The organism is Kineosporia sp. R_H_3 (assembly GCF_002198675.1).
GTDB lineage: Bacteria > Actinomycetota > Actinomycetes > Actinomycetales > Kineosporiaceae > R-H-3.
This window is the reverse complement of the sequence record NZ_MWLL01000195.1, coordinates 1-26,007: the sequence shown is the minus strand read 5'-3', so window position 1 is coordinate 26,007 and position 26,007 is coordinate 1. Positions and strand designations below refer to the sequence as shown.

The 26,007-nt window shown below is 66.2% G+C and carries 26 protein-coding genes; 10 read left to right on the top strand and 16 right to left on the bottom strand.

Features of this window, described 5'->3' with window-relative positions:
• Positions 1-15: 15 nt before the first annotated feature.
• From ECOMGDLI_RS24115 to ECOMGDLI_RS24075, 9 genes are all read right to left on the bottom strand, one after another.
• A complete protein-coding gene (locus ECOMGDLI_RS24115) occupies positions 16-399 on the bottom strand; it encodes a hypothetical protein (RefSeq protein ID WP_088319404.1) in 384 nt (127 codons plus the stop codon).
• A complete protein-coding gene (locus ECOMGDLI_RS24110) occupies positions 392-940 on the bottom strand; it encodes a hypothetical protein (RefSeq protein WP_088319403.1) in 549 nt (182 codons plus the stop codon). The genes ECOMGDLI_RS24115 and ECOMGDLI_RS24110 overlap by 8 nt, the downstream gene beginning before the upstream one ends.
• A 58-nt stretch (positions 941-998) precedes the next feature.
• Entirely contained in the window at positions 999-1,340 is a 342-nt protein-coding gene (locus tag ECOMGDLI_RS24105; protein ID WP_088319402.1) for a hypothetical protein, read from the bottom strand.
• A gap of 91 nt (positions 1,341-1,431) precedes the next feature.
• On the bottom strand, positions 1,432-2,406 hold the full coding sequence (locus ECOMGDLI_RS24100) for a hypothetical protein (RefSeq protein ID WP_198955141.1): 975 nt from the start codon (positions 2,404-2,406) through the stop codon (positions 1,432-1,434).
• Positions 2,407-2,870: 464 nt separating this feature from the next.
• Entirely contained in the window at positions 2,871-3,569 is a 699-nt protein-coding gene (locus ECOMGDLI_RS24095) for a hypothetical protein (protein WP_088319401.1), read from the bottom strand.
• On the bottom strand, positions 3,569-5,662 hold the full coding sequence (locus tag ECOMGDLI_RS24090) for a type IV secretory system conjugative DNA transfer family protein (protein WP_088319400.1): 2,094 nt from the start codon (positions 5,660-5,662) through the stop codon (positions 3,569-3,571). The genes ECOMGDLI_RS24095 and ECOMGDLI_RS24090 overlap by 1 nt, the downstream gene beginning before the upstream one ends.
• Positions 5,663-5,919: 257 nt before the next feature.
• On the bottom strand, positions 5,920-6,657 hold the full coding sequence (locus tag ECOMGDLI_RS24085; RefSeq protein ID WP_088319399.1) for a hypothetical protein: 738 nt from the start codon (positions 6,655-6,657) through the stop codon (positions 5,920-5,922).
• Positions 6,654-6,866 (bottom strand): hypothetical protein, encoded by a 213-nt coding sequence (locus ECOMGDLI_RS24080; RefSeq protein ID WP_088319398.1) that lies wholly within the window; start codon positions 6,864-6,866, stop codon positions 6,654-6,656. The genes ECOMGDLI_RS24085 and ECOMGDLI_RS24080 overlap by 4 nt, the downstream gene beginning before the upstream one ends.
• The gene (locus tag ECOMGDLI_RS24075; protein ID WP_088319397.1) at positions 6,863-7,147 is read right to left on the bottom strand and encodes a helix-turn-helix domain-containing protein; all 285 of its coding nucleotides are present in this window, start codon (positions 7,145-7,147) and stop codon (positions 6,863-6,865) included. The genes ECOMGDLI_RS24080 and ECOMGDLI_RS24075 overlap by 4 nt, the downstream gene beginning before the upstream one ends.
• A 165-nt stretch (positions 7,148-7,312) precedes the next feature.
• Here ECOMGDLI_RS24075 and ECOMGDLI_RS24070 point away from each other — a divergent pair, with 165 nt between their 5' ends.
• Together ECOMGDLI_RS24070 and cutA are read left to right on the top strand one after the other, a co-directional pair.
• A complete protein-coding gene (locus tag ECOMGDLI_RS24070) occupies positions 7,313-7,942 on the top strand; it encodes a helix-turn-helix domain-containing protein (protein ID WP_088319396.1) in 630 nt (209 codons plus the stop codon).
• Positions 7,942-8,313 (top strand): divalent-cation tolerance protein CutA, encoded by a 372-nt coding sequence (gene cutA, locus ECOMGDLI_RS24065; RefSeq protein ID WP_088319395.1) that lies wholly within the window; start codon positions 7,942-7,944, stop codon positions 8,311-8,313. The genes ECOMGDLI_RS24070 and cutA overlap by 1 nt, the downstream gene beginning before the upstream one ends.
• An 88-nt stretch (positions 8,314-8,401) precedes the next feature.
• On the opposite strand, the gene ECOMGDLI_RS24060 is transcribed toward cutA, so the two are convergent.
• From ECOMGDLI_RS24060 to ECOMGDLI_RS24050, 3 genes are read right to left on the bottom strand one after another with little or no spacing between them, the layout of a single operon-like run.
• Positions 8,402-10,942, bottom strand: coding sequence for a restriction endonuclease (locus ECOMGDLI_RS24060; protein ID WP_088319394.1), 2,541 nt, complete (start codon positions 10,940-10,942; stop codon positions 8,402-8,404).
• Positions 10,935-12,578: an Eco57I restriction-modification methylase domain-containing protein gene (locus ECOMGDLI_RS24055; protein ID WP_088319393.1), complete on the bottom strand. Its 1,644-nt coding sequence runs from the start codon at positions 12,576-12,578 to the stop codon at positions 10,935-10,937. Before ECOMGDLI_RS24055 ends, ECOMGDLI_RS24060 begins: the two co-directional genes overlap by 8 nt.
• Positions 12,571-13,212: an N-6 DNA methylase gene (locus ECOMGDLI_RS24050; RefSeq protein ID WP_088319392.1), complete on the bottom strand. Its 642-nt coding sequence runs from the start codon at positions 13,210-13,212 to the stop codon at positions 12,571-12,573. Before ECOMGDLI_RS24050 ends, ECOMGDLI_RS24055 begins: the two co-directional genes overlap by 8 nt.
• A 541-nt stretch (positions 13,213-13,753) precedes the next feature.
• Between ECOMGDLI_RS24050 and ECOMGDLI_RS24045 the strand changes: the two genes are divergently transcribed.
• The 5 genes from ECOMGDLI_RS24045 to ECOMGDLI_RS24020 all read left to right on the top strand — a co-directional run bounded on the left by ECOMGDLI_RS24045 (position 13,754) and on the right by ECOMGDLI_RS24020 (position 20,300).
• Entirely contained in the window at positions 13,754-16,279 is a 2,526-nt protein-coding gene (locus ECOMGDLI_RS24045) for an AAA family ATPase (RefSeq protein WP_088319391.1), read from the top strand.
• Between the two features lie 299 nt (positions 16,280-16,578).
• Positions 16,579-16,923, top strand: coding sequence for a hypothetical protein (locus tag ECOMGDLI_RS24040; protein WP_088319390.1), 345 nt, complete (start codon positions 16,579-16,581; stop codon positions 16,921-16,923).
• Between the two features lie 26 nt (positions 16,924-16,949).
• On the top strand, positions 16,950-17,630 hold the full coding sequence (locus ECOMGDLI_RS24035) for a hypothetical protein (protein WP_088319389.1): 681 nt from the start codon (positions 16,950-16,952) through the stop codon (positions 17,628-17,630).
• A 225-nt stretch (positions 17,631-17,855) separates the two neighbouring features.
• Positions 17,856-18,083, top strand: coding sequence for a hypothetical protein (locus tag ECOMGDLI_RS24030; protein ID WP_088319388.1), 228 nt, complete (start codon positions 17,856-17,858; stop codon positions 18,081-18,083).
• 1,011 nt (positions 18,084-19,094) lie between these two features.
• Positions 19,095-20,300, top strand: a complete 1,206-nt coding sequence (locus tag ECOMGDLI_RS24020) for a hypothetical protein (RefSeq protein WP_143447890.1) — start codon at positions 19,095-19,097, stop codon at positions 20,298-20,300.
• Positions 20,301-20,844: 544 nt separating this feature from the next.
• Here ECOMGDLI_RS24020 and ECOMGDLI_RS34005 read toward each other — a convergent pair.
• The 4 genes from ECOMGDLI_RS34005 to ECOMGDLI_RS24000 all read right to left on the bottom strand — a co-directional run bounded on the left by ECOMGDLI_RS34005 (position 20,845) and on the right by ECOMGDLI_RS24000 (position 23,562).
• Positions 20,845-21,477: a hypothetical protein gene (locus tag ECOMGDLI_RS34005; RefSeq protein WP_143447889.1), complete on the bottom strand. Its 633-nt coding sequence runs from the start codon at positions 21,475-21,477 to the stop codon at positions 20,845-20,847.
• The gene (locus tag ECOMGDLI_RS36965) at positions 21,470-22,090 is read right to left on the bottom strand and encodes an XRE family transcriptional regulator (protein ID WP_198955140.1); all 621 of its coding nucleotides are present in this window, start codon (positions 22,088-22,090) and stop codon (positions 21,470-21,472) included. The genes ECOMGDLI_RS34005 and ECOMGDLI_RS36965 overlap by 8 nt, the downstream gene beginning before the upstream one ends.
• The gene (locus ECOMGDLI_RS24010; protein WP_088319386.1) at positions 22,087-22,509 is read right to left on the bottom strand and encodes a type II toxin-antitoxin system RelE/ParE family toxin; all 423 of its coding nucleotides are present in this window, start codon (positions 22,507-22,509) and stop codon (positions 22,087-22,089) included. Before ECOMGDLI_RS24010 ends, ECOMGDLI_RS36965 begins: the two co-directional genes overlap by 4 nt.
• Before the next feature lie 690 nt (positions 22,510-23,199).
• Positions 23,200-23,562: a hypothetical protein gene (locus ECOMGDLI_RS24000; protein WP_143447888.1), complete on the bottom strand. Its 363-nt coding sequence runs from the start codon at positions 23,560-23,562 to the stop codon at positions 23,200-23,202.
• Between the two features lie 183 nt (positions 23,563-23,745).
• On the opposite strand from ECOMGDLI_RS24000, the gene ECOMGDLI_RS23995 reads away from it, so the two are divergent.
• From ECOMGDLI_RS23995 to ECOMGDLI_RS23985, 3 genes are all read left to right on the top strand, one after another.
• The gene (locus tag ECOMGDLI_RS23995; protein WP_088319383.1) at positions 23,746-25,368 is read left to right on the top strand and encodes a HEAT repeat domain-containing protein; all 1,623 of its coding nucleotides are present in this window, start codon (positions 23,746-23,748) and stop codon (positions 25,366-25,368) included.
• A gap of 147 nt (positions 25,369-25,515) precedes the next feature.
• Positions 25,516-25,743 (top strand): hypothetical protein, encoded by a 228-nt coding sequence (locus ECOMGDLI_RS23990; protein WP_143447887.1) that lies wholly within the window; start codon positions 25,516-25,518, stop codon positions 25,741-25,743.
• A 21-nt stretch (positions 25,744-25,764) separates the two neighbouring features.
• The coding region (locus ECOMGDLI_RS23985; RefSeq protein WP_088319415.1) for a type II toxin-antitoxin system RelE/ParE family toxin at positions 25,765-26,007 on the top strand (243 nt) is incomplete at its 3' end.

Below are 26,007 nucleotides of genomic sequence, written 5' to 3'. Positions count from 1 at the left end.
ACGCGTACGCGTCAATCACGGTGTGGCTCCGGCGGTCCGGCGGTCCTTCGCGTCTGGCTCGGAGCACTGCTCGACGGCTGTCGGGTCGGTGGGTGGCGGCAGGCCCCAGGAGGCGTAGATCCGGGCGCGGTAGGCGGCCACGGCGGCCGGGTCGTTGCGGTCCGGCTCGTCGGCAGCCGGGGTGCCGGTTCGGGCGCCTGCGACGTCTACGGCCCGGGACGGGCGGAGCACGGCGAGGGCGCGGGCGGCGGCGTCGAGGGCGCTGCGGGCCGCGAGGTAGCCGGCCGCGTACCCGGCTTCGTAGCCGGCGGTCCAGTCCGCCACCGACACCTCCACCGACACCTCCACGGCCGTACCGGCGGCCTGGACCGCAGGGTCGACGGTCGGGTGGTCAGTCATTGCCGGTCGCGTTCGGGGCGGGGATGGGGGTGGTGTCGCCGCGGTAGGCCTGGATGGCGGTCATCCAGTCCCGGACGAGGGCCTCGCCGGCGGGGTCGAAGCCCCAGAGCATGCCGACGGCGAAGGTGACGGGCTTGTCGTCGGAGAACGCGGCGAGCAGGCGAAGGCGGCTGATCTCGGTGCGGGACATCACCCCGAGCGCCTTGACCCGCTCCGACGGCCGCGGGCCGTTGTCGACCCAGGTGTCGTAGCGGCGTTCGTCGGCCTCGTTGCGCACCTGCGGGGCGCGGTGGGTGCGCGTGTACTCGGCCCAGGCGCCCAGGTGGGTGTCGAGGTCGGCGAGGGCGTCGGCGAGGATCCAGGGCAGGACGTCGCCGTCGGTGTCGACGGCGCCGGGGATGCGGGCGGCGAGCTGGTGCAGGACGGGGTGGCGGACGACGAGCCAGCACACGGACGCGAATAGGTGTCCCTTGGGGGCCGGTGCGTGGAGGCGGTGGGCGTAGTAGGCGATCGACGGGTCGGTCGTGGCGAACTGCGACATGGCAGCGTCTCCTCTGTGACAGCGGGTCTGCGGGACGGGGTGGTCAGAACGGGGATGGTCAGGTGGTGGGTGCTTGGCGGGACTGCATCGCCGCGCACAGCGCGGTGAGTTCGCCGACGGCCAGGCAGTCGGCGCAGGTGACGTGCGCGGGCGAGTAGGCCAGGAGCCGCGGCCGTTGCCTCGTCTCCCCGCCCTCACCGGCGGCCGGCTCAACAACCGGCCCGGTGTGGTGGGCGGCGGCCGCGGCGCGGGTGAGTTCGAGCTGGTCGCGGCCGCACGCGAGGGCCATGTTCGGCAGCACCATGTGCGTGACCGTCAGCGGCGACGTCCCGACGGCGGCCGCCGTCGAGGCGGCCGTCTCGGCGGCGAGCAGGTCGAGCAGGTCGCCCTGCCCCGACACCCCACCAGCACCGGCCGACACAGCCGACCCGACGGGCCGGGCGTGCTGGACCGGCGGGCCGGACCGGACTGCCCGGCCCGGCTGCGCCCGGTCACGCCGCCCCCTCCTCGTCGCAGGGGCACAGGCCGTCGCTGTCGAGGTAGTGGCCGGTGTCGATGTAGTGCTGCCGCGACACGCTCCCCGCCGTGTCCTCGTCCTCGACTGGCCCGGCGTCATCGGCCTCGTCGTCGGCGTCATCGTCGCTCTCGTCGACCGTGGAGCCGGTGGTCGGAGGGGTGTCGGGGATGGTGAAGGGCTGGCCGCAGATCCCGCAGGTGATCGGGCCGAGCGCGAGGACGGACGCGGTCACCCTGATCCGTCGACCACACCCGCACCGCGCAGCAGCGCCGTTCCGCGACCCGGCCCCGGACGCCGTCCCGCCCGTGCCACCGGCCGGACCGGGCGCGGCGGCGCCGTCCTGGTCACCGGGCGTGGCCGGGACGAGGGTGCCTTCGGCGCGGCGGTGGATCCGGATCGCGGCCGACAGCGCATCGAGCACGTGCGCGTAGTCAGTACGGGCGGCCTCGGGAACGAAGGTGTCGGACCAGCCGATCCCGGGGGCCTCGGCGACGAACAGGCCCATCTCCTCGGCCAGGTTCCGGAACCGCCGGTTGTGGTAGCGACCCTGACGCGACGTGTCCTGCACCTGCCGGACGTGCGCCAGGGCGTGGGTGGCCTCGTGCAGCAGGGTCCCCAGGACGTCGACCGCGCCGAGCGCGAGGCCCTCGCCCCCGACGAACACCTCGGGCATCCCGACCTGCTGCTCAGCGTCGCCGGACTCGACGGCCGGGCCGCGCTGGGTGCCCGGTCCGGCGTGGGTCCAGCGGCGTGCCGCGAAGTGGCCCAACTTCAGGGCCCCGCGCGGGACGCCGACGGACCCGGCGGCGACGACGATGACGACGTCGGGGATCTCGGGGTGGCGGTGCTGGATCGCGGCCCAGGTGGCCTCGAGCGCCGCGACCAGCGGCGAGGCGAGCCCGGACTCGGCCGGGTGGGTGGGGTTCTGTGCAGTGGTGGTGTGGGTCATGTCGGTGGCTCCTGCCGCGAGGGGGTTTGGCGGTGTGGGCGCTGCCCCTTCTGTTGGGGCAGCTGCCCTTAGGCGCCCTGTAGCGGCGTCGTAGGGGCCCCGGCGCCAGGGCCGCAGGGGTCGTCCGTGCGGACAGCGCAGCGGGTCTTTCCCACCCCGCTCGCACCCCGCCGTCAGCCGAACCGGCACGCCCGCGCGGTCGACGACCACACGCACCAGTGGGCGGGGTGGGAAAGATCGTCCGAACGGATGCGCCCCGGAGTGCCCTGGCGGTGGGGGGACGGCGCTGCTACCGCCCCCCGGAAGGTGACCAACAACGGCGTTTCCTGACGCCGCAGGCGGCAACGGCTTGCCTGACGCCGCAGGCGGCACCGCCTCGCACCGGATGGGCCGAACAGGGCTGCGTGCCGTAGCTGGTCCCGGTGAGCGTCGTTCGTCCCCGTCCGACGGGCACGACTGGAGGGTCACCACTGGGTTCCCTCCTTCGAGATCCCGGGTGGTGGCTGGTTGCGGTCGGTGCCGTGGGTGGTGGCCCACCAGACCGCGAGCTCGTCGAGGCAGGACGTGTCGTAGGTGTGCTCGAGGCCGCCGATCTTGTGGTGGCCTTCGGCTCGCTCGCAGCCGCCCATCAGCCGGCCAACGCGCTGCATCGCGCTGGGGCGCCAGCGGTCGTGCCAGGCGGCCAATGCAGCCGGGTCGGCGTCCTGGATGGCGTCGTGCCAGACGTGGCGGACGACGAGGAGTTCGGCGACGACGGCGGGGTGCCAGGGCCAGCAGCCGGGGGTTCGGGTCTGCAGGTGCGGCTGCCAGACCGCGGGAACCCAAAGGGCGAGGTCGCTCAGCCAGGCGACAGCCTGGGCGGGGTCGGTGACCGTGAGCCAGGCAACGCCAGGCGGGTCACCGTCCTCCTCGTCCTCGGCTACCTCGTTGGTGACGCCGTCCGTTGGGCCGCTCCCGCCCCCGGTCGAGCCGGTCGCGGCGTAGGAGGTGGCGCCGGCGACGGACTGGGCGAGGGTGGCGAGGGCGCGGGTGTGGGAGGCGACGTCGTCCTGGAGAACGGTGCTGGTCTTGCTCAGGGCGCGGACGTCCTCGCGGAGCTCGTCGAGGGCTCGGGCCAGGCCGGCGAGGGCGCCGTCGACGCCTGCGGTGGTGTAGCGGCGCATCAGGCGGCACCGCCCTCGGCCGCCTCGTCGGTCCGTCCCCTGCCGTCGACGTCGTCGCCGGCGGAGTCGGTATGGGTGGCGCCGTGCCCCTGCGCGGCGTCGTCGACATCGAGGTCGGGGCGGGCGAAGAGTTCCTCGAGCTCGGCCAGGACCGCGGCCTCGCGATCCGCAGGCTTCGCATCGGCGTCGTTGAGAGGGACGCCCTCGTCGACATCGTCGACCTCGGTGACGTCGCGGGCGTCGATCTTGAGAGTGCGGTCGGTCGTCGTTCCAGTGACGGCCGTTGTTGCGGCGACGGCGGGCGGGGTCGCATTGCGCGCAGTCAGAGCTGCGGTGACCGCCCCGGCGCCAGTGCGGATCGTCGTCCGTCCGGCCGTGACCGTCGCTTGGACGACCCGGGCGACGAGCGAGAGCAGCGCCCGGATCGCGCGTACGAGAGCGGAGGGTTCGCGGTCCCAGACCATCGGGGCTCGGCCGACGATCGGGCGCATTCCGTTGCGCAGGACCAGGGCGCGGCCGACGGGCAAGGTGGAGATCTCGGCCGGGGTGAACACCGGGAGGGGCCGGTTGTCGTCCGCGTCGACGGCGACGAGGCGGGTGCCGGTGAGGGTGGACAGGTCGTGCAGGTCGTCGGCGGACTTGATGCCGCCGAAGACAAGCAGCGCTGAGGTGTTGCCGAGGATCGCGCCGGCGCGGTCGGGGCCCCATACCTCGCGCAGCTGCGCGAGGGACTGGACGGCGATGTGGAGGGTGAAGTTGCGGCCGCCCATGTCGGCGGTCCAGTCGTGCAGCGGGATCGGCCCGCAGGTGAGGGCGGCCTCGTCGAGCAGCGCCGTCATCGGCGGGTCGAGCCGGCCACCGAGGCGTTCGGCGTGCATCCGGACCTGGTGGGCGACCTCGGCGGTGAGGGCGCCGATCAGGGTGTGGGCGCCGCCGTCGCGGCCGATCAGGTAGAGGCTGTCGCGGCCGCCGGAGACGAACGCTGCGACGTCGAGCAGGGCCGGGTCCCGGAGGTCGGCGTCGGCGACCGCGGCGATGGTCGGGTCGTTGACCCACCGCAGGTGCGGCAGCAGCGTCGTCGTGATCGACGTCAGCGTCCGGTCGTTGGTCTGGTAGAGCGAACGGATCTGGTCGACCATCGACCGCACGGCGCTCGACGTGACGCCAGCGCCGTCCGGGTCGCCGGCGCCGGAGCGGCGCAGGGCGTTGAGGATGTCGTCGCGGGCGATCGCGTCCGCCGGGGAGATCCAGCCCAGGACGGTCCGCATCGTGCCGCCCTTGAGCGCAGCAGCGTGCAGGAGGGTGGTGAGCAGGCTGCGGGCCTGCTCGTCCCAGCGTGCGGCGTCCGTCGACGTCCCGGACAGCGGGATGAGGTCAGCGGCCCGACGCATCGCGGTCGCGTAGTCCGTGCAGCCGGCGATCGGCGACCACCGGACGGTCGACTCGAGGTCGCCCAGGCCGGTCGGGTTGAACACCTCGACCCGGCCGCGGGCAGCGCGAACGTCGCGGGTGGCGTTGAGCAGATCGGTCCGGGACGTGGTGACGAGCAGAGCGCCCGGGGCGTCCAGGCCGTGGCAAGCAAGCGACCCGGACTTGCCCGACCGCGGGCCACCGATCCGCAGCGTGACCTCCTCGCAGGACGCGTGGACGTGGTTGGCGACCGGCAGCCAGCTCGTCCGCGCGAGCCGCACCGAGAACGCCTCGGGGCGGATCACGAACCGCCGCAGCGGACGACGCAGGCCGCGGGTGCGGCGTCCCAGCTCGGGGCGCAGCCGGGCGCCCTTGGCGCGGACCTGCGCAGCGTGCTGGCCGACATCGGTCCAGGTCGCGACGCCGCGGGCGTGCACGCTCGCGTCGTCGCGGCGGTCGACCCAGCGGCGGGTCGAGATCGCCGGCGCCAGCCACCGCAGCGTCCAGTACCCGCCGACGACGGCGGCCCAGAGCAGGCCGGCGCTGCGGGCGTGGTCCGTGAGGGTGTGCAGGCGCGGCTGGTGGCCGGTCAGCCAGGCCAGGGCGAACAGGATCACCGCGGCCGACAGGGCCCGAAGCGGCAGGTGCCGCAGGGCCCGCAGGATCAGGTACGTCGAGGACATCGAGACTCCTGGGAGAGACACGGAACGGGTGTGAGGGCGTGCCGGACTCCCGCCGTGGCGTTGACGCGTACGCGTCAACCCGAAGCGGTTGCGAGGCAGGGAGTTTGCTCTGCAAGGAGAGCGGGGCGAGGTGGTTGGTGGAGCCGGGTGACGCCCGGGGACGGGGGTTCCTCCGGGCGCCACCCGGGCCTGTGGGCGACCGGGCCGGCGCAGTGGCCTCGGTCGACGAGTGGCGTCGAGCCGGGTGAGGTGGCCGGCTATCCGGCGGTGCTTGGTCCGCCGCCCCCGCGGGGGCTGGCGGCGACCTGCCGGTCGGCGAGGATTCGCGCGACGCGGCGGCGGTCGCGGCGTCCGAGCAGCCAGGAGTCGACGGCCGCCGTGATCAGGAACCCAGCGACGCCGACGAGGACCATGTGCACGAACGCCGTCCGGTCTCGGCCGCCGAGCCAGTAGGTCGCCAGGGTCGAGATCGCGACGAGTGCGAGCAGGCCGACCGAGGTGACGATGTCCCGACAGCAGACCGGCAGCCGGATCCGTCCCGACCATCCGCCGGGCGGGACGTCGCCGTCCCATCGCGGCCGCCACTCCCCCGCCGAGTCACCGGGGTCGACGAGCGCGAACTTGTCGGACTGGCTGGCGGCGTTCGACGACGCGGACGGCGGCTCTGTCGGCATGGGCTCGCCGACGACGGTCAGCCGGCCGGGTCGAGCGGTCCAGACCTCGGCGCCGACGACGTCCGAGCCTTCCAGCGGGATGCCGATGCCGTACGCCAGGACGGGCGCACAGTCGCCGCAGACCGCGAACGGCGGAACATCCGGCAGCAGCACCTCGGCCGTCGAAGGGCGAAGCCCGCACGACTCGCAGGTGAGCGAGGCGACGAAGACGGTGCGCTCCAGGTCTGCGGCAAGGTCCGCTCGCAGGCCGGCGAGGATGTCGCGGAGCCGCTGTGGATGCTGGCGCGACACCCTCGAGTGCGGGAAGCCGGGGGCGCTCACGGCGCACCGGTCAGGTGGGACAGGATCCGCTCGAGCAGCAGCGGGCCGGCCCAGGTCACCGCGAGGACGACGGCGGCGAGCAGGTAGCTCGCCGGGTCGGCGAGCGGCATCCACCGCCGCAGGGTCACCTTCCAGGCCGGCAGCTCGCGGCGCGCGGCGGTACGCGGGTCGGCCGTGCGGCCGGGGTAGGTCGCGGGCAGGCGGTTCACAGGGCACCGTCCTTTCGGGGGACGAAGTCCGCGGCGTCGACCTGTCCGTCGCGCAGGGCGGCGGCGACCATCTCGTCGATGGCGCGGGCGGGGATGATCAGGCGGCCGCGGATCCGGACGGCGGGGAACTCCCCCGCCTCGATCGCGCGGTAGAGCGTCATGGCCGACATCCCGAACATCCGGGCGGCCTCGCGGACGTTGTAGAACGCCCGCGGCGCAGCCGGCTCCCGGGCCGGACGCGGGTACTGCGGCGGGCTCGTGCTGAGCGGCTCCGCGCTCATGGGGCACCTCCGGTCGACTACCGCCACAGCGGGCGAAAATGTCTGCTGCGGACTTCTTAGTCCCCACTGTGCGGACTAATTATCCGCCTGTCAAGCCTTAAGAGTCCGCTCTTGCGGACGCGGAAGTCCTGGAAGCGGACTGCACAGTCCGCCACACTGGTTGACATGGACCTCGGAGAAGTCATCCGGCGTCGCCGCGTCGAGCTGGGCATGTCCCAGTCCGACCTGGCCCGCAAGGCCGGCGTCGACGCCCGCCAGATCCGCCGGTACGAGACCGGCGAGCAGCAGCCGGCCTTCATGGTCGGCGTGGGCATCGCGAAGGCACTCGACATCCCGATCGCCGACCTGGCGGGAATCCCCGAGCACAAGGTGAATCTCTCCGGGGACTGGTTCGCCGGCTGGCAGTCGTACAAGGACGGCCAGGAGGTCATCGCCGTCCAGCCGGTCAAGATGCAGCAGCAGGGCGAGCTCATCCGGGTCGAAGCCGTCGCGCGCGGCCGCTCCGTCGAGGACGGCGGCTACCTCTGGAGCGGCGAGCTGCGCCTCTGGGACAACGAGATCCTCATGGGCTGGTACGTCTCGGTCGACTCCTCGGTGCGATCCAAGGGCACCCTGTTCTTCGTGCTCCACCCCCAGGGCCTCGAGATGCAGGGCCGCTGGGTCGGCTTGTCGTACGACGGGAAGAACGTCACGGGGCGCGGCTCCATGGGGCGCACCGACGAGGACGCCCGTCGCCTCATCCGAGAGGCCGCCAGCCAGGACAGCGCAGACGATCCGGCAGGAGCCACACCCTAATGAACCCCCAGCACACGCGGGCCGCGCAAGAACTGGCTCTTGACGACCTATGCGAAGTCGTGATCACCGCCCCCGACCGAACTTGGCTCGAAGAGTTCGCAAGGCTCTTGATCAGCGACCGTCTGTGCGCAGGGACGCACATCACCCAGATTCACTCCCTCTATCCATGGGAGGGCAGCACACAGGAAGCGCTCGAGGCTCGCGCGGCCATGCGTACGCGACGATCGCTCGTCCCGGAGATTCTGGAGCTCACGCTGGCCCGCCACCCATACCAGGTACCAAGCCTTGTCGTCGTTCCCCTCATCGCCGCCAGCCCAAACTACGCCGACTGGATCCGTGACAACACGCGGGCAGACAGCGCAGCGAACTAGGAACGTTGCGTCCGCAACTGCTGGCAGATCGCTGCCTGCGCCAGAGGACATGCGCCGCCGGGTCAACGGAGCACGAGGCAGCCCACCACTACTCGTCGCGCGCGATCACCGTGTCATAGAGGCCGAAGTGGCTGAGACCTTCGTGGCTCTCAATCCCCGTGTACGAGAGCGATGAATCCTCGTAGCGTCTGAAGGCAAACACCGCCTGGTTCATGTGAGCACTATTGAAGACGTTAAGACTAACAAGCAAGTTAAAGTCGTCAACAGTCAGTCCAGTCACAGTCTTAAACAAGTCCGGCTCCAACTTCGTGATCACGTCCCGAAGCGTGTTCTCCCGAAAGTCAGTCAAGTACATGAATGCCGGAATTCGAGTCGCGAACTTGACTAGCTTCTCCTGAATCTGCTTTCGCTTCGACTTGTAGTCCTTCTCCTCATCACTAAGCTCCTTGCGTTCCCTGGGTGAGATATCCTCCCCCTTCTCCTTCTTCGCAGCCTTCACCTGCTCACTCTTGTTGATCACAGTTTCGATCACATCCGCACCGAGAGACCGAAAGCCTTCGATCTTCAAAATCGCCGAGAGGGCCTCGGGACTATCCAGAATGCGTCTGAGCGTCTCATTATCGACATTCACCAGCAGCGCGGACTCCCACTTCCGTGCCAAGAGCGTCGCGGATGTACCCGACATCGCAATATCCAGGATACCGCCCGCATCAATCTGAGTCATATGCGACCCATCGAAGGCAAGCACCGGCAGGAATCCCACCAGTTCTCTCAGCGCTTCCTCCGGGTTGGACGCTTCCGGGGACAGCCCAGAGCCATACTCCGAGATCTGGCGAAGCGCTCGAGTCGGGGCAAAATCGAAGACAAAGCAGACCGGCTTGAGGACCTGCTCCTCGCCAGGATTATCTCCATTCGGATTCTTGATAACCCACGGCGACTGCACGCGGAACGCTGCCTGGAAGTACGTCTCCGGTGAATTCAAGTTGCGGAGCATGAGGATCGAAGACCACTGCGGCACAGTAACGCCGGTGGTCAGCTTTCCACACGAGAGGGTGATGGTCTTTGATTCATGTCCGCCTCCGATTGCCTTCCGTACCGGGGGAAGAGCAGCCAGGCCTACCCCAGCGCCCGTGCCGGCCACCGTCAACACAATATAGTCATGAAAGAAGACATTCTGACGCTCGGCCAGAAGATTCGCCATCGCATAACAGGAGGCGACCGTCGGCAAGAACCACAGCGAGTGGTTCAAGTATGGCAGTAGCCGCACATCCGAATACGGAAAGGGCGGCTTCCTTGACCCAAGCTTCAGATTGTCGACCTGAGTAGCTGCATACGAACCACGGATGATGTCCAGCCACTTCTGAACATCTCCCTTGTGCTTGAATTTGGCTGCCTCGCCCATCCCACTTGCCGCAAAGAACTCGTTGAGATCAAACTCGTCGAACTCGCCTTGTTTGGCAATGGCAACTAACTCGTCCGGCATCTGATAAGTGAGCAAGCGCATCTCAGGCAACGACGAATACGGATTCCTCTTCGAGCCATTCTTGAGCGGCCAATCACGCTTTGCTCGCTGCTCGTCCGTATATGTCCAGTTGAATATCTGCTCTTCGATGAACTCACCCGTCGCGAGCGCCTTGAACGGCGTCCCCGACAAATACAAGTAGGCCTTTGTCGTGATGGGGAGGAAGTCAGATTCTTCCTCCCGTAGCTCATCCAACTCCTCATTGAAGCCTTCAAGGTCCGGATGGAACTCTGCTAGCAGTTCTCGCTGAGCCTCCTTGTCATCTTCGCCTTCGAAGAGTTCCTTGGCGCTCTCGCGCCAAGCGCCAAAATGATACTCGTCAAACACTACGAGATCCCAGTTAGTCTCGTGTAGCCACTCGTTACGCGCCTTGATGTTCCCGGACTTGTCCCTACCAAGGAGATCCTGGAAGGAGCCGAAATAGACGAGGGGCCGCCTCTTGTCCGCATTGGTCGGATCGGTGCCCGTAGATTTCGAGAGGTACTGCCAGCCATCGAAGTCAGCATGTTCGTCAAGATCTGCCCGCCAAGCATCCTCTACGGCGGGCTTGAAAGTGACCACCAGCACCTTGGTCGCACCGAGCTTCTTGGCAAGCTGGTAGGTGGCAAATGTCTTGCCAAAACGCATCTTCGCGTTCCAGAGAAATCGAGGGACCGCGTGTATGTCCTCCTTCCAGATGGAATGGAAGTAGGCGTGGGTCTTGGCCACAGCGGCAGCCTGCTCGGGCCGCATTCCAAAAGTGTGGTGATGAGTCCCCGACAGCGTCACGCCGTTGCGCAGCTCGGCAATGGCCACAAGAACGTCTGCCGGCTCGCACTTCATCCACTCGAGGTCGACCTTCGTGAATCCCTTGCCCCGAAGGCGTGCTCGAACCTCGTGATCGGAGAACAGCGTTCCATCCAAACGCTCAGCAGGCTCGTCTACGTGGATGGTGTAGTTCTTGACCATGGCCGTCTTGAGTTGCTGCTCGACCCGCGTCTTAACGCTCTGAGTTGTCTGCCCGATCTTCAACATTCCCTTATGGGCGTCATCGTCGATCCCATACGCATACAGCCTCAGCCTCGCTTGTGGCTTGGCTGGAAGAAGTTCTTCGATGGCCTTAGACATCGGCCAACTCCATCGGACGAATCAGCGACTCAATGTACGAGATCTCTTGCGGCGTCAGGTCATACTTTGCATACAAGTCTGCATCTGTCCACTCCTGATCCCAGGATTGCAGCGGCACCCAGGTGTAGGTGGAATGAGTGGCGTCCTGAGTGATCTTTCTGAGGGACACGAGGAAGCGGAAGAATCTTGTCGCATAGTATGACCTGAGACTCTCGACCTCCTTCTTGGTCTGAACGTAGAAGAACAGGAACGACTGAGTACACACCGAGGGAGGCGGAGCTACCTGAGCTGGCCCGAGCACCAGGTCCACACCCGTCTTCTCACGTTCTCGTCCGGATCCAACCTTCGGTACGAGAAGTTTCCAGGTGTCCACAAGGTTTTGACTCTTCAGGATCTCAGAGCGAGCGATGAACCCGCGCCCGCGCTTCATGGAACGGATAAAGTAGATGGACACGTCCCCGGGACTCTGCTTGTCGTGAAAGCCGTTGAAGTTCGACGTCCACCCAAATTCCTTGTCGCGGGCAAGGATCGATTTGATGGACTCCTCGCCTTGAGCGAGAACCTTCCTAAGGATAGTCAAGGCGCGCTCGTCACGAACCAGGACGTCATACTCGCTCAAAGAGCGAGCGCTCGGGCCAATAGCCTCGCCGCCGCGAACCATTGTTACATTGCAGTCACCATCGTGCGCCGCATCCCAGAGAAAGTAGCAAACACCGCCATTGATGCCGACAGAAGGGAATACGTCGGCGGCATTCGGATAATCCACCAGGTCTCTGATGTGTCTATCGCTCAGCATCGTCCGCCGGAACTCGGCGAGGCCAAGTCCACCCGCCATCCAGCGAGACGGGATCACCATCGACAAGTATCTCGGCTCAAGCTTCTTCGCTTGTTCAACGAAGTGCTGATAGATCGGAATATCCCTGGTACCGCCGTCAGACTGCAGTTGATAGGGGGGGTTGCCGATGATCACATCGAAGTGCATGTCTTCTCCGAATAGCTCAGATATGCGGGCGGCCACGTTGTCCGTGTGGATAAGCGCGTAGGCGTGCTCTTCGAGGCCGTCGTCGCGCTCCCACATCCGCTGACTGGCGCCGCAGTACTTGCACCTCCCATTAACGAACTTCTGCACCTGGTTGCCTTCTGAATCGGCGGTCAGCACCCACTCGGTCCCGCCAACCCAGGTGTGCCGCATACTCTCGTACCAGATGTTCCCATCCGAAGTGTCGAACGAGGAGGCGACCGAATGCCTTCCATTGGCCCACTTGGAGCAGTAGACACTCCGTCGAGCGATCATGCTTGTGAGTTGTGTAATTCCTATCCCATACACCTGCTTGCTAAGCACGTGGTCCACCCGCTCAGCGAGGTCAGGAATCTGGCCTTCAAGGCCCTTCACCAGCCGGCGGGTTACCTCTCGCAGGAAGACGCCAGACTTAGTAAAGGGATCAAGAAATCTAACGTTTCTATCTTCCCAGATGCTCGCCCCGTCGTGTTGGGTTGCCCAGGCGGCCGCGACCCCATCGAGCATGCGGTTAGCGAACTCTGGCGGCGTGAAGACCTCGTCGTTGGACAGGTTTGCGATGCATGAGAGCACGTCCGGGTTGCGGTTTCGCAAAGCGAAGCTGGCTTGCTCAGTCATGAGCGGACCCCGCAATATCAGACATCGACAGTTTTCCATGATCGCGTGTCGGCGTGAAGATGTCGTGCTTTCCAAGGTCAGCGAAGAGAGTATCTTCTGCACCGAATGAGGACATCTGCGTCAGCGTGTCAAATCGGAAATCGCGACGCCCAAAGGTGCCCTTGCCGAGATACGACCACTCGGCGAAGCTAATTGGCTGCGGATCGTCAGCAAGGGTCTGCATCGTTCGAGCGTCTCCATGAACAATGTTCAGCGACGTTACTGCTTCGGCCGCGCGAAGGCATACATCATCTCTGGGCAGGGCTAGATCGGCCGCGAAGATCTCGACAAGATTCGCTCGACACTCGCCAACATTGTCGCCAAGCAGTTCAATGCCATAAATTGACATCAGACCAAGCAATCCTTGATGTCGCAATTCGAACTCGCTCTGACGATAGCGCGCGTTGACGGTCGCCAACTTGCGCCTCAATACAGGCAGCAGGAAGTTGCCCGAGCCGCATGCGGGTTCGAGAAAGCGGGCGTCGACACGGGCTGCCTCGGACGCGACGAGGTCGATCATGGCGTCAACCACGCTCCCGGGGGTAAACACCTCGCCGTGGTCCGCCACGCGCTGCTTCGACTTCACCAAGTCCACGGGGCCATCTTGCCGCGCTACCCTGCCGCCCGGAGCACCTTGACACGATCGGGCCTGGTGGCTGCCTGTGCAGCGCTCTCGTTGCCGCACCCTCAGGGCGTTGTGGAGGGCAGGCTCGGTGACTGACCACCGTCACAGAGCGCGGCTGGGGCGCAGCGGTCTCAACTCCCGTTCTCGCCGGAAGCCGAACCTAGATTGCGCCTCGAGGCGTTGATGATCTGTCTCCTGATGAGCCGCCCCTGGGGATGCCCAGCGGGAGGGTGCTCGGTTACGTGGCTGTCCGGTCCGCAGACGCGCCCCCTCAGGTCGGAGCCCTCGGGAGCGAGCGCGTCGCGGCTGAGGGTCGCCGCGAGCCACGGTTCCGACCGAAGCCGAACTGGCTGGTGCCGGTCGTCCCTCTAGTTCGCCAGTCCGCCACGCGAGCCATGGTCGAATGCGTCGCCGCCGGCAGCGGGAAAGCCTGCCTCCTACTTGCCTGCCGACTTAGGCTGCTACAACACGGGCGCAGCAGGGGCTGCCTCGGCCGAGGTGAGGACTGCACGTGCGGCTCAAGCGGGTGTACATCAGGTTCTACAAGTCGTTCAACTATGACTACGAGCGCAAGGCCAAGATCGGCGCCAAGCCACTCGAGTGTGAATTGACAGACGAAGGCTGGTACCCACATGTCCGGGTCGACCTCGATCCTGAGGTCACGGCTGTCGTCGGCGCCAACGAGGCAGGCAAGAGCCACCTCCTCGATGCCATTGAGATCCTCCTGAAGGGCGACGGGATCGAACGGCGAGACTTCTGCCGCTACTCGAGCCTCTACTCGGTGGAGAGCGGCCGGATGCGCTACCCCGAGTTCGGCGGTCTGTTCGAGGTCGTCGACGACGCGGACCTCCAGTTCCTCAGGGACGTCGGTGTCAGGACACGCGGCGATCAGGTGTGGTTCTTCCGACCCGGCGAGGGCTCGACCTTTCTGCTCGGCACGGACGACGGACCGCGCCGCGATCTGAGCGCCGAAGAGCTGAAGCGGTTCGAGGCCCTCCTTCCCGCCTGGCTCGCGCTTCAGACCGACATTGGGCTACCTGACAGCATCCCGATCGCGGCCCTTAGCGGCCGCAGCTCCTTGGGCCTGGATCGACGTCGGCGAACTCAAGTTCTCGACGTTTTGTCGTCCAAGTCGTGGACGAGTTCTGAGGAGCTCTTGGCTCAGGTCCCGGCATTGCACCAGGCTCTCGCAGACCTGGAACGGGCCGATGCAGTCAGACAAGCCGAGCACGAGCTGGGTCGGCAACTTCTACTGACGGTGGCGAAGGTCGACGAGAAGGCATTCGCCGACCTCGCGGATGCAATGGCCGCGGGGCGGGAAGGCGAGGTCAATGGGATCATCCAACAGATGAACGACGCACTAGCGCGGCATCTCAACCTCTCGCGCTGGTGGGCCCAGGACGATCAGTTCCAGCTCCGCCTGTCCCCTCGCGAGTATGAACTAGTCTTCACTATCCGCGACCGGACGGGGACGGACTACTCATTTAGCGAGCGCAGCCGCGGGCTCAGATACTTCCTCAGCTACTACATCCAGCTCCGCGCCCACCAGCGTCCCGAGGGGCGAATCGAAATCCTGGCGATGGACGAGCCAGACGCGTATCTGTCCAGCTCCGGACAGCAAGATCTGCTGCGCATCCTGGAGGACTTCGCTCGACCCGAGAACGGTGCGCGACAGGACCAGGTTGTCTACGTCACGCACTCCCCATTCCTGCTTAATCGGAACGCAGGGCACCGGATCCGCGTTGTGGACAAGGGGCGCAGTGACGAGGGAACGCGGGTCGTGCACGACGCGACAAAGAACCACTACGAGCCTCTCCGCTCCTCATTGGGGGCTTACGTGGCTGAGACGGCATTCATCGGGGGCGCTAACCTTTTCGTAGAGGGCGCCGCCGACCAGGTGCTGCTTGCGGGCCTGTCCACGTGGATTCGCTCGAGCGGAGCCCCTCACAGTGAGGTTCTGGACCTGAATGCGGTCACCATCGTGCCCGCCGGCTCAGCCGACAGCGTGCCGTACATGGTCTATCTCGCCCGTGGACGCGACCAGACGAAACCACCGTGCGTGGCGCTCCTCGACGGCGACGAAGCGGGGGTGCGCGCCGTCAGCAAGCTCAAGCGCGGCGAAGCCAACGGCAAGCCGCTTCTTCGATCAGATCTCATCGTCCAGCTCTCGGATTGGGCGGAGGCTCAGGAGCTCCGAGTAGACGCAGGTGTGGTCGTGCGTGAGCCAGAGGACCTGATTCCCGTCGCCATTGCCGTCGCTGGCGCCCGCCGGTACGCCGTCAACTTCTTGCGGCTGTCGTCTCGGGACGCCGACAGCCTCACCACGAAGGATGTCCTGGATCGTCTTCATCAGCATGATGGCTCCATGTGGAACGCGCTCAGATCTGCGTTCGCCGATCGCTACGCCGAGGCCGTTCCCGATGCCCACATCGAGAAGATCGGCTTTGCCCGTGAGGTGACTGCGCTCGTCCCCTTCCACGCGAACGATGGAGCTAGCACGATCAAGCACAACTTCCAGGCACTCTTCAGAACCCTCGCAGGGCTCCTCCGGGATGCGGCGGCGTTCGAGGACGAACGCCGCCGTACAAGGCGACTGGACCGCGTCGTGAACGGCTTCATCCACGACTACCCTGAGTCCGCCTCGCGCGACCGGGTCAACACCATGCTCAAGGAGATCGAAACCTCTCTGGGTGACGGTGACGACGACAACGCGGTGCGGGTCGCGATCCTGCGTATCCGCCGGGACCACCGGCTGGCCGAGAATCCAAACACCCCTGTTGACGATCACGTCAGGTTGCTGGTCGATGTTCGCGGCCTCAAGTACCAGGAGCGCCTCGCTATGCAGGAAGTGGCAGCTGCGGGCGTGGCGGACAGCGTTCCGCGTCCATCTGTCGATCGTCCAATCCGGACTGCTGACGCTGCTCGTCGAGGACGTGCTGTCCAACCCCGTTCACCTGCGGCTCGGAGTACGTCGCAGCAAGCGCAGTCAGCGGTGAAGGACGTGGATACAAAGCCCGAGGCGGAGACCAACGATTGACCTGACAACCAGAGGTCTCTGGTCGGGCGCGACGCGCCTCCACCTGCAAGAGTGAGACCCTGGGACACCGAGCAGGACCGGTCTGTCAGACGACCAAGTCGTCATGGATCTGGGGTGGCGGATCCAGACGGCAATCCGGTCGGACTGACCACCTAGGGCCATGCGCCACCTTCGGAGCCCATCTGCTCGGGTTCGACATCGAGCAGTCTCGCCGGCAAACGCGACGGGGCCATGACCAGCCACCGGCCCCTCATGTACCAATGCGGGGCCCGGACGAGTGACAACGACTCGGGGGGACCATGCACGACGAACGAGAGGCCCGCTCGCACACAGCCTGGGCCCTCAAGCACTGCATCCGCGGCCACATAATGAGCCAGCAGGAGATCGCCATAATCCTCGCCGTGGCCGCAGCGCTCGACGAGGGACGGTACGCGGTTCTCCCCAACCGCGGCCTCGAAGAATGGGAGCTGCTACTGCACCTCTGGCTGGACGACGGGCAGAAGCCTGAGTGGCGCCAGGTCGCCCAGAAGCTCATCGACGACGGGCTCATCATCCCAGCTGAACGGCCGAGCTGGGACGACGCCTCCGAGGACGACGAGCCGCCCGCCCGGCGCTACACGACACCGACCGCGTCCTGGACCTGAGCGCGCCACACGAGGGGGAGGACAGCATGGGCCACGACGAGATGTCTGAGTTTCTGGCCAAGAAGGCCTACCTGAACATGCGGGGGACCTCGCCGCCGATGGCTGAGACCGTCCTGGACCTCGTGGACCACCTCAAGTGGCCCGTGGTCGTCGTATTCGTGGTGCTGCTCTGGCGCAAGGAGGCCGCCCGCCAGGCCGGCAAGCTCGTTGACCGGCTGCGCCGAGGCAAGTACCGCGACTTCGAGTTCGACCTCCAGGAGGACGCCAGCAGCGACAGCGTCGCGGCGACCGTAAACCACGGGGTGGAGATCCTTCAGCACCAGCTGGCGAACGCGATCCGTGACCTGAACGCGGAGCGCCAGAAGGTCACGGAACTCGGAGTTAACCTCGCCGAGCGTGTGCGCGAGGTCGAGATGTGGCGCAAAAGGACGACCGAAGCCGAGGGGCGCATCGAAGACCTGCGTGTGGAGCTCGGCGCTTTCGAGGACGACTGGCGAAAGCGCGACGAGGAAGACGCCTTGATTGGCGGGACCCATGAAGAGGAGCGCGACGAAGCGCGCCGGCAGCTCGCCTGGATCTGTGAGGACGTCAGGACGGCCGTCACGCAACTGCTGACACCGGGGAGCAGCCTAGATGAGCAGGAGCGGGCCAGCCTCCGAGCGCTCAGGCAGTCAGTGGTGGACGCAGCCGCTCGCCAACAGCTCTGACGTCGGTTGCCATTGCCTTGCCTCTGTCGCACCAACACCGTCGAACTTCACGGTGCGTTGATCATGACTGTCCTTGAGCTGCTTGTCAGCGTGGCCGGAGCGTGTCGCCGGCGTCCTTGCAGTCGCCCCGCGTCCGGACGTGACGGCTACGATCGCATCGACGGCAACCGAAGGGAGAGGCACGCGATGTCCGCCGAGCCCGTTGGTCCGATCCAGCCACAGACGGTGACGGACCCCTACGAGGTGATCCACCTCGGCGGCCAGGCCGCGGTCATCGTCCCGCTCGCCGAGTTCCTCCGCCTGCGCGCCCTCGACGCCACCGCCACCCGGGAGGCCCTCGAGGACGCCGAAGACGCCGCCGCCGCCCAGGACTGGCTCGCCCGCGAGACCCGCGGCGAGACCAACTACGTCCCGCTCCCCGAGGTCCGCCGGCGACTCGGCATCGCCGAATAGCCCGCTCACACACCCTCTCCGTGAGCCGACAGGTCACCCTCGAAGAGAAGGCCATCCACCAGGCCACCGCGGTTCCTCGCCGACGACCCCGACGGACTACGCGCCGTCCTCGCCGCCATCGACGCACTCACCACCGAGCCGTACCCCGATGGTGCCTTCCCGTTCGGGTCGACCGGGCTTCACCGGCTGCGGGTCGGCCGGTACCGGGTGCTGTACACCGTCACCGACGACCTGATCTCCGTCGGTCACATCGCACGAACGGCAGCCGAGACGTGACCCTGCAGACGCATCCGCGAGTGGCCCGTCATGGGATCAAACGTGGTGCGAAACCGCGGTCACTGGTGTGCCGTGGAGCCAACGGAGTGACCGACCGCGAGGACAAAGTGCCTGGTAGATGCGCGATTGGACGACGGCAGATCTCTTTCTAATCCGCCGGCCGTGAGTTCGACTCTCACCGGGCGCACCCAGTTACCTGGTAGCCCCCGTGCACGTTCGCGGGCTTCCCGACACTGGGCACGGCTTATCGTGATCGCCAGCGGTCGGCCGCCGCCGACGGTAACGTCACACTCGGTCTGTCGGGGTTGTGGACTCAGCGGAGGGAAGAGCCACGTTCACTCAGTTTGCCGCCGTGAAGATTTCTTCCGAAGCGGATGGGCGCGGTGCCAGCGCGAGTGTCACGTCGCCCGAGCTTCCGGCATGGTTCACTCCTCGGGATCTCCACGTCACCACGCTCTTGCCCGGCAACGTGAGGGGAAACCACTTCCACCGCCACAAGAACGAAGTGCTTGTAGTGGTTGCGCTAACCGAATGGGTCCTCGCACACGAAGATTCAGCCGGCATACCTGTGCACGAAGAGCAAGGGAGCGGCATCTTTGCAGTGCAGGTGCCACCCCTGATCTCTCACGCCGTGGTGAACGTAGGCGAGCAGCCTCTTGTCATTCTAGGTATCAGCGATAGGGATTTTGACCCAGGCGCACCTGACTCGGTGCAGCGGCTTGTTTGGAGCAGCACATGACTGCCGACGCTCAGTTCCCCACCTTCTGTCACATCAACGATCATGGTCATCTGGTGTACCGGCGCCTACACCGGATGGTTGCCACAAGCCTTCCTCTCAACCTCTGGTCGCCTAGCAGCGCCTACATCAACGACCCCAGCTGCCGCCTGAGCGGCCGAGAGTTTGTCTCCCTCGTAGAGACAGGGCTGATCAGGATCGCCGGTCGGGAGAAGTGGCTGTTGGACCAGAACTGGCGGTCCAAGCACCCATTTCCCGGCGCCTCGTGGGACAAGACGGTCGACGGGGCCATCCGGTCCATCGCACTTCACGATCAGGGCATCCCTGACGTCACGCAACGTCGTGTGATCATCGCTCGCGACGAACGTGGCATCGAGAAGGCTGATCAGTACCTCGAGGAGCATCCACTCGAGGTCGCAAGGCTAGCCAAGCTGGCGCGACAGAAGAATGCCCCTCGCAAGGTCCACCCAGGCACCCTTGAGGTGGCCTTTCGGGAGGCCAGCGGCCTTAAGGGGCCCGCGCAGGATCGGAAGATCGCCGCCACCATCCTTCGCGCCGCTTTCAATCACGGCGACGCATTCCAGGATGTGGGAGCACGCGCCCCCTACCTCATCAAGGATGTTGACAAGGCCTTCCTGTCTATCGTCAGCGACGATGCCAGCCGAGTGACCATGGCCGCACCTAAGGACTCCCGGTCACTTCGCGCTGACGCGCAGCTGGCAGAGAGCCTCCTCGAGCTTCTCCGGCTGCTGGACATCGCCTCCCCGCCGAAGAGGCGGTTCCGCACCCTCGTCAAGTTCTACGGAGGAGAGGAGCACCGCGCCCTCATCACTTGGCAGGCCAACCTGGCGGACGAGTTCCAGATCAGGGGCCAAGCGGCAACCGTGGAGGGAGTGACACGAAGTCTGCTCGACCGCCTGGAAGAGGGGCGGATGGATTGGATGTCTGGGTTCGACAAGGGTTCGATGGTCGCTGGTGGGGGCGCGGTAGTCCTGGACCTGACCACGAGCGGGTTCGGTCCCGTCGCGATCCTGGGCGGCCTCCTACAGACTATCTCGGCGGGACACGCGGGGCTGAAGAAGCTCGGCTACGTCGATCAGGAGTACTCCGGACCGCACTGGCCGTTTGCATACATCGGCCTAACACGCAGTCCAGCGAATCTCCAAAGGCTCGTATCGCTGCTGGAAGAGCAGATCGACAACTAGCAGCCTCTCCCGCGGGAGTTCGCTCGTGACGGTCTGGGGAGCCGTCCCCCTCGCATTCACGCGCTCACCACGCGGTGGATCGTCGCGATCTCGAAGGCTTCCTGCTGGTGACTCATCCAACATCACACGAAGACTCTCCATGTCGATGACCGACAGGTTGCGAGCGGCGCTCGTCATGGAATCAAACGTGGTGCGAAACCGCGGTCACTGGTGTGCCGTGGAGCCAACGGAGTGACTGACCGCGAGGGCAGAGTGCCTGGTAGATGCGTGTTTGGACGACGGCGTATCTTCTTCTGATCCGCCAGCCGTGAGTTCGACTCTCACCGGGCGCACCCGGTTACTAGAAGCACACTGTCCGCCGGACGTCGCCCGATTGTCGCGTACGCGTCAAACTCGTAACGTCGATCGCGGACTGCCCGCTGTCGTTGGCTAGGTGCGGGCTGAGTGGAACGACCTCCTGGCCGCCGTGTCCACGCGGCACTCCAAGTTGCTTCAGCGTGACTGAGATAGCGAAGTACCCACTTGTGGACCCACTCAAATGGACTCACTCTGTAGCGGACGTCTTACGCGCCTTCGGCCTTGTATTCGTTCGATTGCGTCGAGCGCTTGTCGGCTGGGAAGCCTTGCCCTTCTCATGTTCCGACTGAGCATTCTTGGCTGCATAGATGGCCAAGAGCTCCAGAAACCTGTCCGGCGAATGATTCCAGTGATCCAGCTTGACTGGATCCACTCCGAGATTCGAGCAGACTTGCTGGCAAAGGGCCTCGAACTTTGGGGCAACTAATGGCGTCACATAGACAGTTGCATAGCTCTTGGCGATAGTCTCATCCACATCCTTGACGACGTCGTAGCCAAAGGCCTCGGCCACCTCTGAGTTCTCTTGGAAGATTGAGAACAGTCCGGACGGCAAGGAGAAGACCAACTCGTAGTCAGCCTCAATTCGGTAGCGCTCGGTGTCGAAATCCACATCCATGCCGGTAGCTACATATCGCCACTCGATGTGGAAACCGTTCGCACTTACGCGCACCTTGTGCGACTGCTTTACCGTAGACTCGACTTCAGAGCCCTCTAGCAGATCTCCGGTCGACACCTTGAGACCGACCAGGCGCAGGTCCGAGAGCGCGACGCTGCGGTCAACAGCTGCGAGAGTCTTAGTGATGTCTGGTGCGTTAGACATTCTGGATCAGTTCCTCGAAGACTGCGTTGATCTGCGCCATATCCGATACTCGGTCAGTGTCTATGCCGCCGGCTGGGCCGCTATGAACTCGCGAGACTCGTTGAGTTGGTGATTGCAGGGCGCCTGTCCCGACAATCATGACTACCTTCTTGATCAAGGCCTCCACGTGAGCGTCTCCGATCGCGCCTGTAGACCTCAAGGGGTCATGATCCCCGGAACTCGCCCCCGCATCGCCGACTCGTCCCACCTCCGGCGTAGACGGCCGGGAGCCCGTGACCTCCCCTACGGTGACTTCGACCGCATCGCTCGCATCCGGAAAGCGAACCCGGAACTCGAGCTGCCCGCCCATCGCCTCGACGTAGGAGCGCAGAGTGGAGAGGTAGAGATCCGCCTGATTCTCAATTCGGCTAACCTGCGCCTGGCTTACTCCGAGCGACGTTGCAAGGCTTCGCTGAGTGAAGCTTCTCGCCCGCCGAAGGTCGCCAAGAGTTTTCGCATGCTCTGCAAGTTCGGTTTCAATCCGCTGCCTAGCCGCCCTATAGCCAGGGCGCTGCTCTACATCGGGGCCAAGCGTGCGCGATCTGAGTTCCTTCCAACTCCCTCGACCACTCACAGCAACCCCTCCTGTCTAAGTTCATCCAGGTAGCACTCGTACAACTCATCCGCAACAGGGATGAACTCGCGGTACCACTCCGACCAGCGATCCCGCTTGTCGCCCCCGATCAGCAAGATGGCGACTTGCCGAGGATCGAAGCAGAACAGGATGCGGATGCTCCCGCACCGCAGTTCCTTCATGTTGGGGGTGGCCGACTGCGTGACCGTGTCCACGAGCGGACGACCTAGCCCTGGCCCAAACTCCACGAGCTTGTCCACCCTCGCCGCGATCTCCTCCTGATCGTCTTCAGACAGCGCTTCGAACCAGTCCCCGAACTGGTCGGTCTGCTCGACCTCCCACTCCCGCGCCGGCAACCTGCCACCTCCAATATACGGGCTTGCGTATACTACCGCCACTAGGCCGACTGGGTGGTCCATCAAGGGAGGGCAGCCGAGCGACAGGTGCCCATGAGATCAGACCGCGCGCGCCCGAACGACGCAACGTTCAGCGTCGCCGTCACGCATGACCGCAGCCGTACCCGAGCCTTCTCGCCGTGACACCGTCGTGACACGAACACCCGTCGAGCCCGGCGCCCGCGAGCAACGAGCGTGACGGGCGCGACCTTGGACCCGGGATAGGTCAGCGCATCCATAGCGACGACGTGCTTCATGAACGACCGGGGCTAAGGACATGACCAACGCGTGCAGGCGTCATGGGCACCAAGCGTCAGGCCGGCCATTCCCTCGTCGCGGTCGCGCAAATCAGACCCATCGAGGCTCCAGACGCAAGGGTCACCGTGCGCACGACCGCATCGGCCTCGAGCACCGCCTTCAAGGAACTGATCCGAGACCAGGTCGGCGCGCCCACTCCCCTGCACGAGAGACCAGTAGGTCTCCAAGTCGCCTTCGTCGCCGGGACGCGCCCAACCGGCTAATGCTGTGGAAGCCGCCCACCGAAGCGCTCGGCGCGTTCCTCGGGCTCGAGGGCGCCCTGGAACCCACAAGACGGACGGATCACGCGGTGGTGGCGCCACGCCAACGAGACCGGGACACACAACGAAGGCACCGCCGGGAACTACGACCCGGCGGCGCCGAACTGGGCGTCCCTTAACATGACGGCACTACATATCAGCCCAGCCAGCCGAAAGCCGTCGCAACGAAGCCGGCCCCAACCACCACCCAGAGAGCCACGATGAGGCCGGCCAGGATCCTTGCCCGCCGCTGCTGGACGGCATCGGCTGCCGCCAGCGTGGCCCTCTCTTCTTCGGTAAGGCCGGTGAATCGCGACCATCGCCGCCGCTCAAGCATGCGCACTTCATCACGCCGCTCCCGACGCCTCAACCGCCCCGGGAAGATCCGGTCGAGTCGATCCGAGACCCACGCGAGTCGATCAGAGATCTTGTCAACCACGACGACTACCAGAATGCCGGCGGTGTATAGAAGTACCAGCAGCTGAACGATCGGCTCGTTCGCCAGTGCCAGCCCTCCCATGTGGACCATGGTGCCGCACCAACATCAAGAATCGTGGGGGATCGGCACGCCCGAGGGCGGCCTCTCACGCTGACTGGGGTCCTGGACCCCGAGCGTTATCCCGGTCTTGACCTTGCGACGGCTTCACACCCATCAGGGCGCTGCACGGAAACCTGCTGGGTCAGCGACCGTTCGGTGGGCAGGATGGTCTTCGTGGGTGGGGATGCACGGCTGGCCGAGCTGCTCGAGCGCCTTGCGGTGCTCGTGCAGTCCGCCGACGACGACCGCGCCCTTTCGCTCCGCAAGGACCTCGAGGCGCTGCACGGCGACCAGTGGATGCGCCTGGACGAGCTCGCGCGACGGATCGAGTCCGACGTTCTTCTTCCCGGGACGGCACGCGGGACGGCGTGGCCGGTCTCCGGTGCGGTGCCGCACCCACTCGCTGCTGTCGCGGCGTCCATGTCGCGCGACGGACGAGTCCGCGAACGGGCCGTGGAGCTGCTGGCCAACTCCCGCGGCCCGGCCGTAGCCGCCGCGGTCGCCGTCCGATGCGATGACTGGGTCCCGAACGTTGCCGAACGTGCCGCCGCCACCCTTCACCGCTACGACGACGCCAACGAGGTCGCCGCCGTCGTCGGCGTCATGCTGCGGCTGGTCCATCGCCGGCGCGGGTCGAGCTCCGCGTCCGACTACCTGACGGGTGTCCGCGATGGTGAGCCTGACCAGTTGCTCGCCCTGACTCGGGTCGGTGAGCGCGCCTGCCGCGTCTGGGCGCTGTCGGCCGCACGCGCACGCGACCTGCTCTCCTCGGACGATCTGCTCGACCGGGCGCTGCGCGACCCGGATCCGCCGATCGCCCTCTGGTGCGCTCGCCAGCTGATCCAACGGTCCGCGGACGGCGACCAGGTCCTCGTCGACCCGGCGCGGCTGCTGGAGTCCCGTCGCGCGATCGTCCGCGTGACCGCCGTCGAACTGCTCCCCGACGCCGACCTCCTACACAAGGACGGCGACCGCCGTCGGCTCGAGCCGCTCCTGCTCGACCCGTCCGGCGGCGTCCGGATCCTCGCCCGCTGGCGCTGGACCCGCGCCGCAGGAGCACCCACCACCGTCTACCGCGCAGCGCTCGACGAGGCGACAAGAGCGTCCGGGTCCGGCCGCATCAGGCGGGTCGTCGTGGCCCTCGAAGGCCTCAGCGAATGCTCCTTCGAGGACGCCGTACCCGACGCGAGGAAGCTCGTCGCGGACCGCAGCCCGCGGGTCCGGGCGGCCGCCGTCCGCGTTCTCGGCCGCGCGCTGCAGCGCATGTCGGTCGACGTCGACGTCCTCCTGCCCGTGCTCGACGACCCCGCCAACCGGGTCGCTGCCCTCGCCGTGCGCTACCTGCGGGACCGGGCCGGCGAGATCCCCACCGAGACCGTCGAACGCCTGGCCGCCTCCACGAGAACCCGGGACCGGATCACAGCCCTGCGGTTCCGGCAGCGACTCGGCGCCTGGGAACGCGTCCGACGCAACCTAATGGCCATGAGCGACCCGGCCCTCGAGATCCGCGACCTCGGCCGCTCCGACCTGCTTGCCTGGCTCCAGAACGGCGCCGCCAGCACCTACGGCCGGCCCTCCCCCGAGCAACGCGACGACATCGCTGCCGCCCTCGCCAACGCCGCCGCCCACGGCCAGCTCAAGGAGCACCAGGTCCGCGAGATCACTTTCGTCAGCGGTCTGCCCACGACGACAGACCCGTCGACGTCGCCGGCGAGACCGTCACCCCCGGAATCGTCCTCCTCGGCGACGATCAACAGACTCCGTCGCCTTCTGCGCCGCCGCACGTAGCTTCAGCAGGTGCCCCATTGCGTGCTTGATGGACGCCCCAGAGGCCGCCCTCAGTCCGGAGGTGACGGCTACGATCGGATCGACGGCAACCGAAGGGAGAGGCACGCGATGTCCGCCGAGCCCGTTGGTCCAGTCCAGTCGCAGACCGTGACGGACCCGTACGAGGTGATCCACCTCGGCGGCCAGGCCGCGGTCATCGTCCCGCTCGCCGAGTTCCTCCGGCTGCGCGCCCTCGAAGCCACTGCTTCCCGGGAGGCCCTTGAGGACGCTGAGGACGCCGCTGCGGCCCAGGACTGGCTCGCCCGCGAGGCCCGCGGCGAGACGAACTACGTCCCGCTCACCGAAGTCCGCCGGCGACTCGGCATCGCCGAATAGCCCGACCGCGCGCCAGCCCCCGTGAGCCGCCAGGTCTCCCTCGACGAGAAGGCCATCCACCAGGCCACCGCGTTCCTCGCCGACGACCCCAACGGGCTGCGCGCCGTGCTGGCCGCCATCGACGCACTCACCACCGAGCCGTACCCCGATGGTGCCTTCCCGTTCGGGTCGACCGGGCTTCACCGGTTGCGGGTCGGCCGGTACCGGGTGCTGTACACCGTCACCGACGACCTGATCTCCGTCGGTCACATCGCACGAACGGCA

What these genes read in the sequence shown, in the direction of transcription:
- ECOMGDLI_RS24115 (WP_088319404.1), bottom strand. Translation starts at nt 399, where the DNA reads ATGACTGACCACCCGACCGTCGACCCTGCGGTCCAGGCCGCCGGTACG.
- ECOMGDLI_RS24110 (WP_088319403.1), bottom strand. Translation starts at nt 940, where the DNA reads ATGTCGCAGTTCGCCACGACCGACCCGTCGATCGCCTACTACGCCCAC.
- ECOMGDLI_RS24100 (WP_198955141.1), bottom strand. Translation starts at nt 2,406, where the DNA reads ATGACCCACACCACCACTGCACAGAACCCCACCCACCCGGCCGAGTCC.
- ECOMGDLI_RS24095 (WP_088319401.1), bottom strand. Translation starts at nt 3,569, where the DNA reads ATGCGCCGCTACACCACCGCAGGCGTCGACGGCGCCCTCGCCGGCCTG.
- ECOMGDLI_RS24090 (WP_088319400.1), bottom strand. Translation starts at nt 5,662, where the DNA reads ATGTCCTCGACGTACCTGATCCTGCGGGCCCTGCGGCACCTGCCGCTT.
- ECOMGDLI_RS24075 (WP_088319397.1), bottom strand. Translation starts at nt 7,147, where the DNA reads ATGAGCGCGGAGCCGCTCAGCACGAGCCCGCCGCAGTACCCGCGTCCG.
- ECOMGDLI_RS24070 (WP_088319396.1), top strand. Translation starts at nt 7,313, where the DNA reads ATGGACCTCGGAGAAGTCATCCGGCGTCGCCGCGTCGAGCTGGGCATG.
- cutA (WP_088319395.1), top strand. Translation starts at nt 7,942, where the DNA reads ATGAACCCCCAGCACACGCGGGCCGCGCAAGAACTGGCTCTTGACGAC.
- ECOMGDLI_RS24060 (WP_088319394.1), bottom strand. Translation starts at nt 10,942, where the DNA reads ATGTCTAAGGCCATCGAAGAACTTCTTCCAGCCAAGCCACAAGCGAGG.
- ECOMGDLI_RS24055 (WP_088319393.1), bottom strand. Translation starts at nt 12,578, where the DNA reads ATGACTGAGCAAGCCAGCTTCGCTTTGCGAAACCGCAACCCGGACGTG.
- ECOMGDLI_RS24040 (WP_088319390.1), top strand. Translation starts at nt 16,579, where the DNA reads ATGCACGACGAACGAGAGGCCCGCTCGCACACAGCCTGGGCCCTCAAG.
- ECOMGDLI_RS24035 (WP_088319389.1), top strand. Translation starts at nt 16,950, where the DNA reads ATGGGCCACGACGAGATGTCTGAGTTTCTGGCCAAGAAGGCCTACCTG.
- ECOMGDLI_RS24020 (WP_143447890.1), top strand. Translation starts at nt 19,095, where the DNA reads ATGACTGCCGACGCTCAGTTCCCCACCTTCTGTCACATCAACGATCAT.
- ECOMGDLI_RS34005 (WP_143447889.1), bottom strand. Translation starts at nt 21,477, where the DNA reads ATGTCTAACGCACCAGACATCACTAAGACTCTCGCAGCTGTTGACCGC.
- ECOMGDLI_RS24010 (WP_088319386.1), bottom strand. Translation starts at nt 22,509, where the DNA reads ATGGACCACCCAGTCGGCCTAGTGGCGGTAGTATACGCAAGCCCGTAT.
- ECOMGDLI_RS24000 (WP_143447888.1), bottom strand. Translation starts at nt 23,562, where the DNA reads ATGGGAGGGCTGGCACTGGCGAACGAGCCGATCGTTCAGCTGCTGGTA.
- ECOMGDLI_RS23995 (WP_088319383.1), top strand. Translation starts at nt 23,746, where the DNA reads ATGGTCTTCGTGGGTGGGGATGCACGGCTGGCCGAGCTGCTCGAGCGC.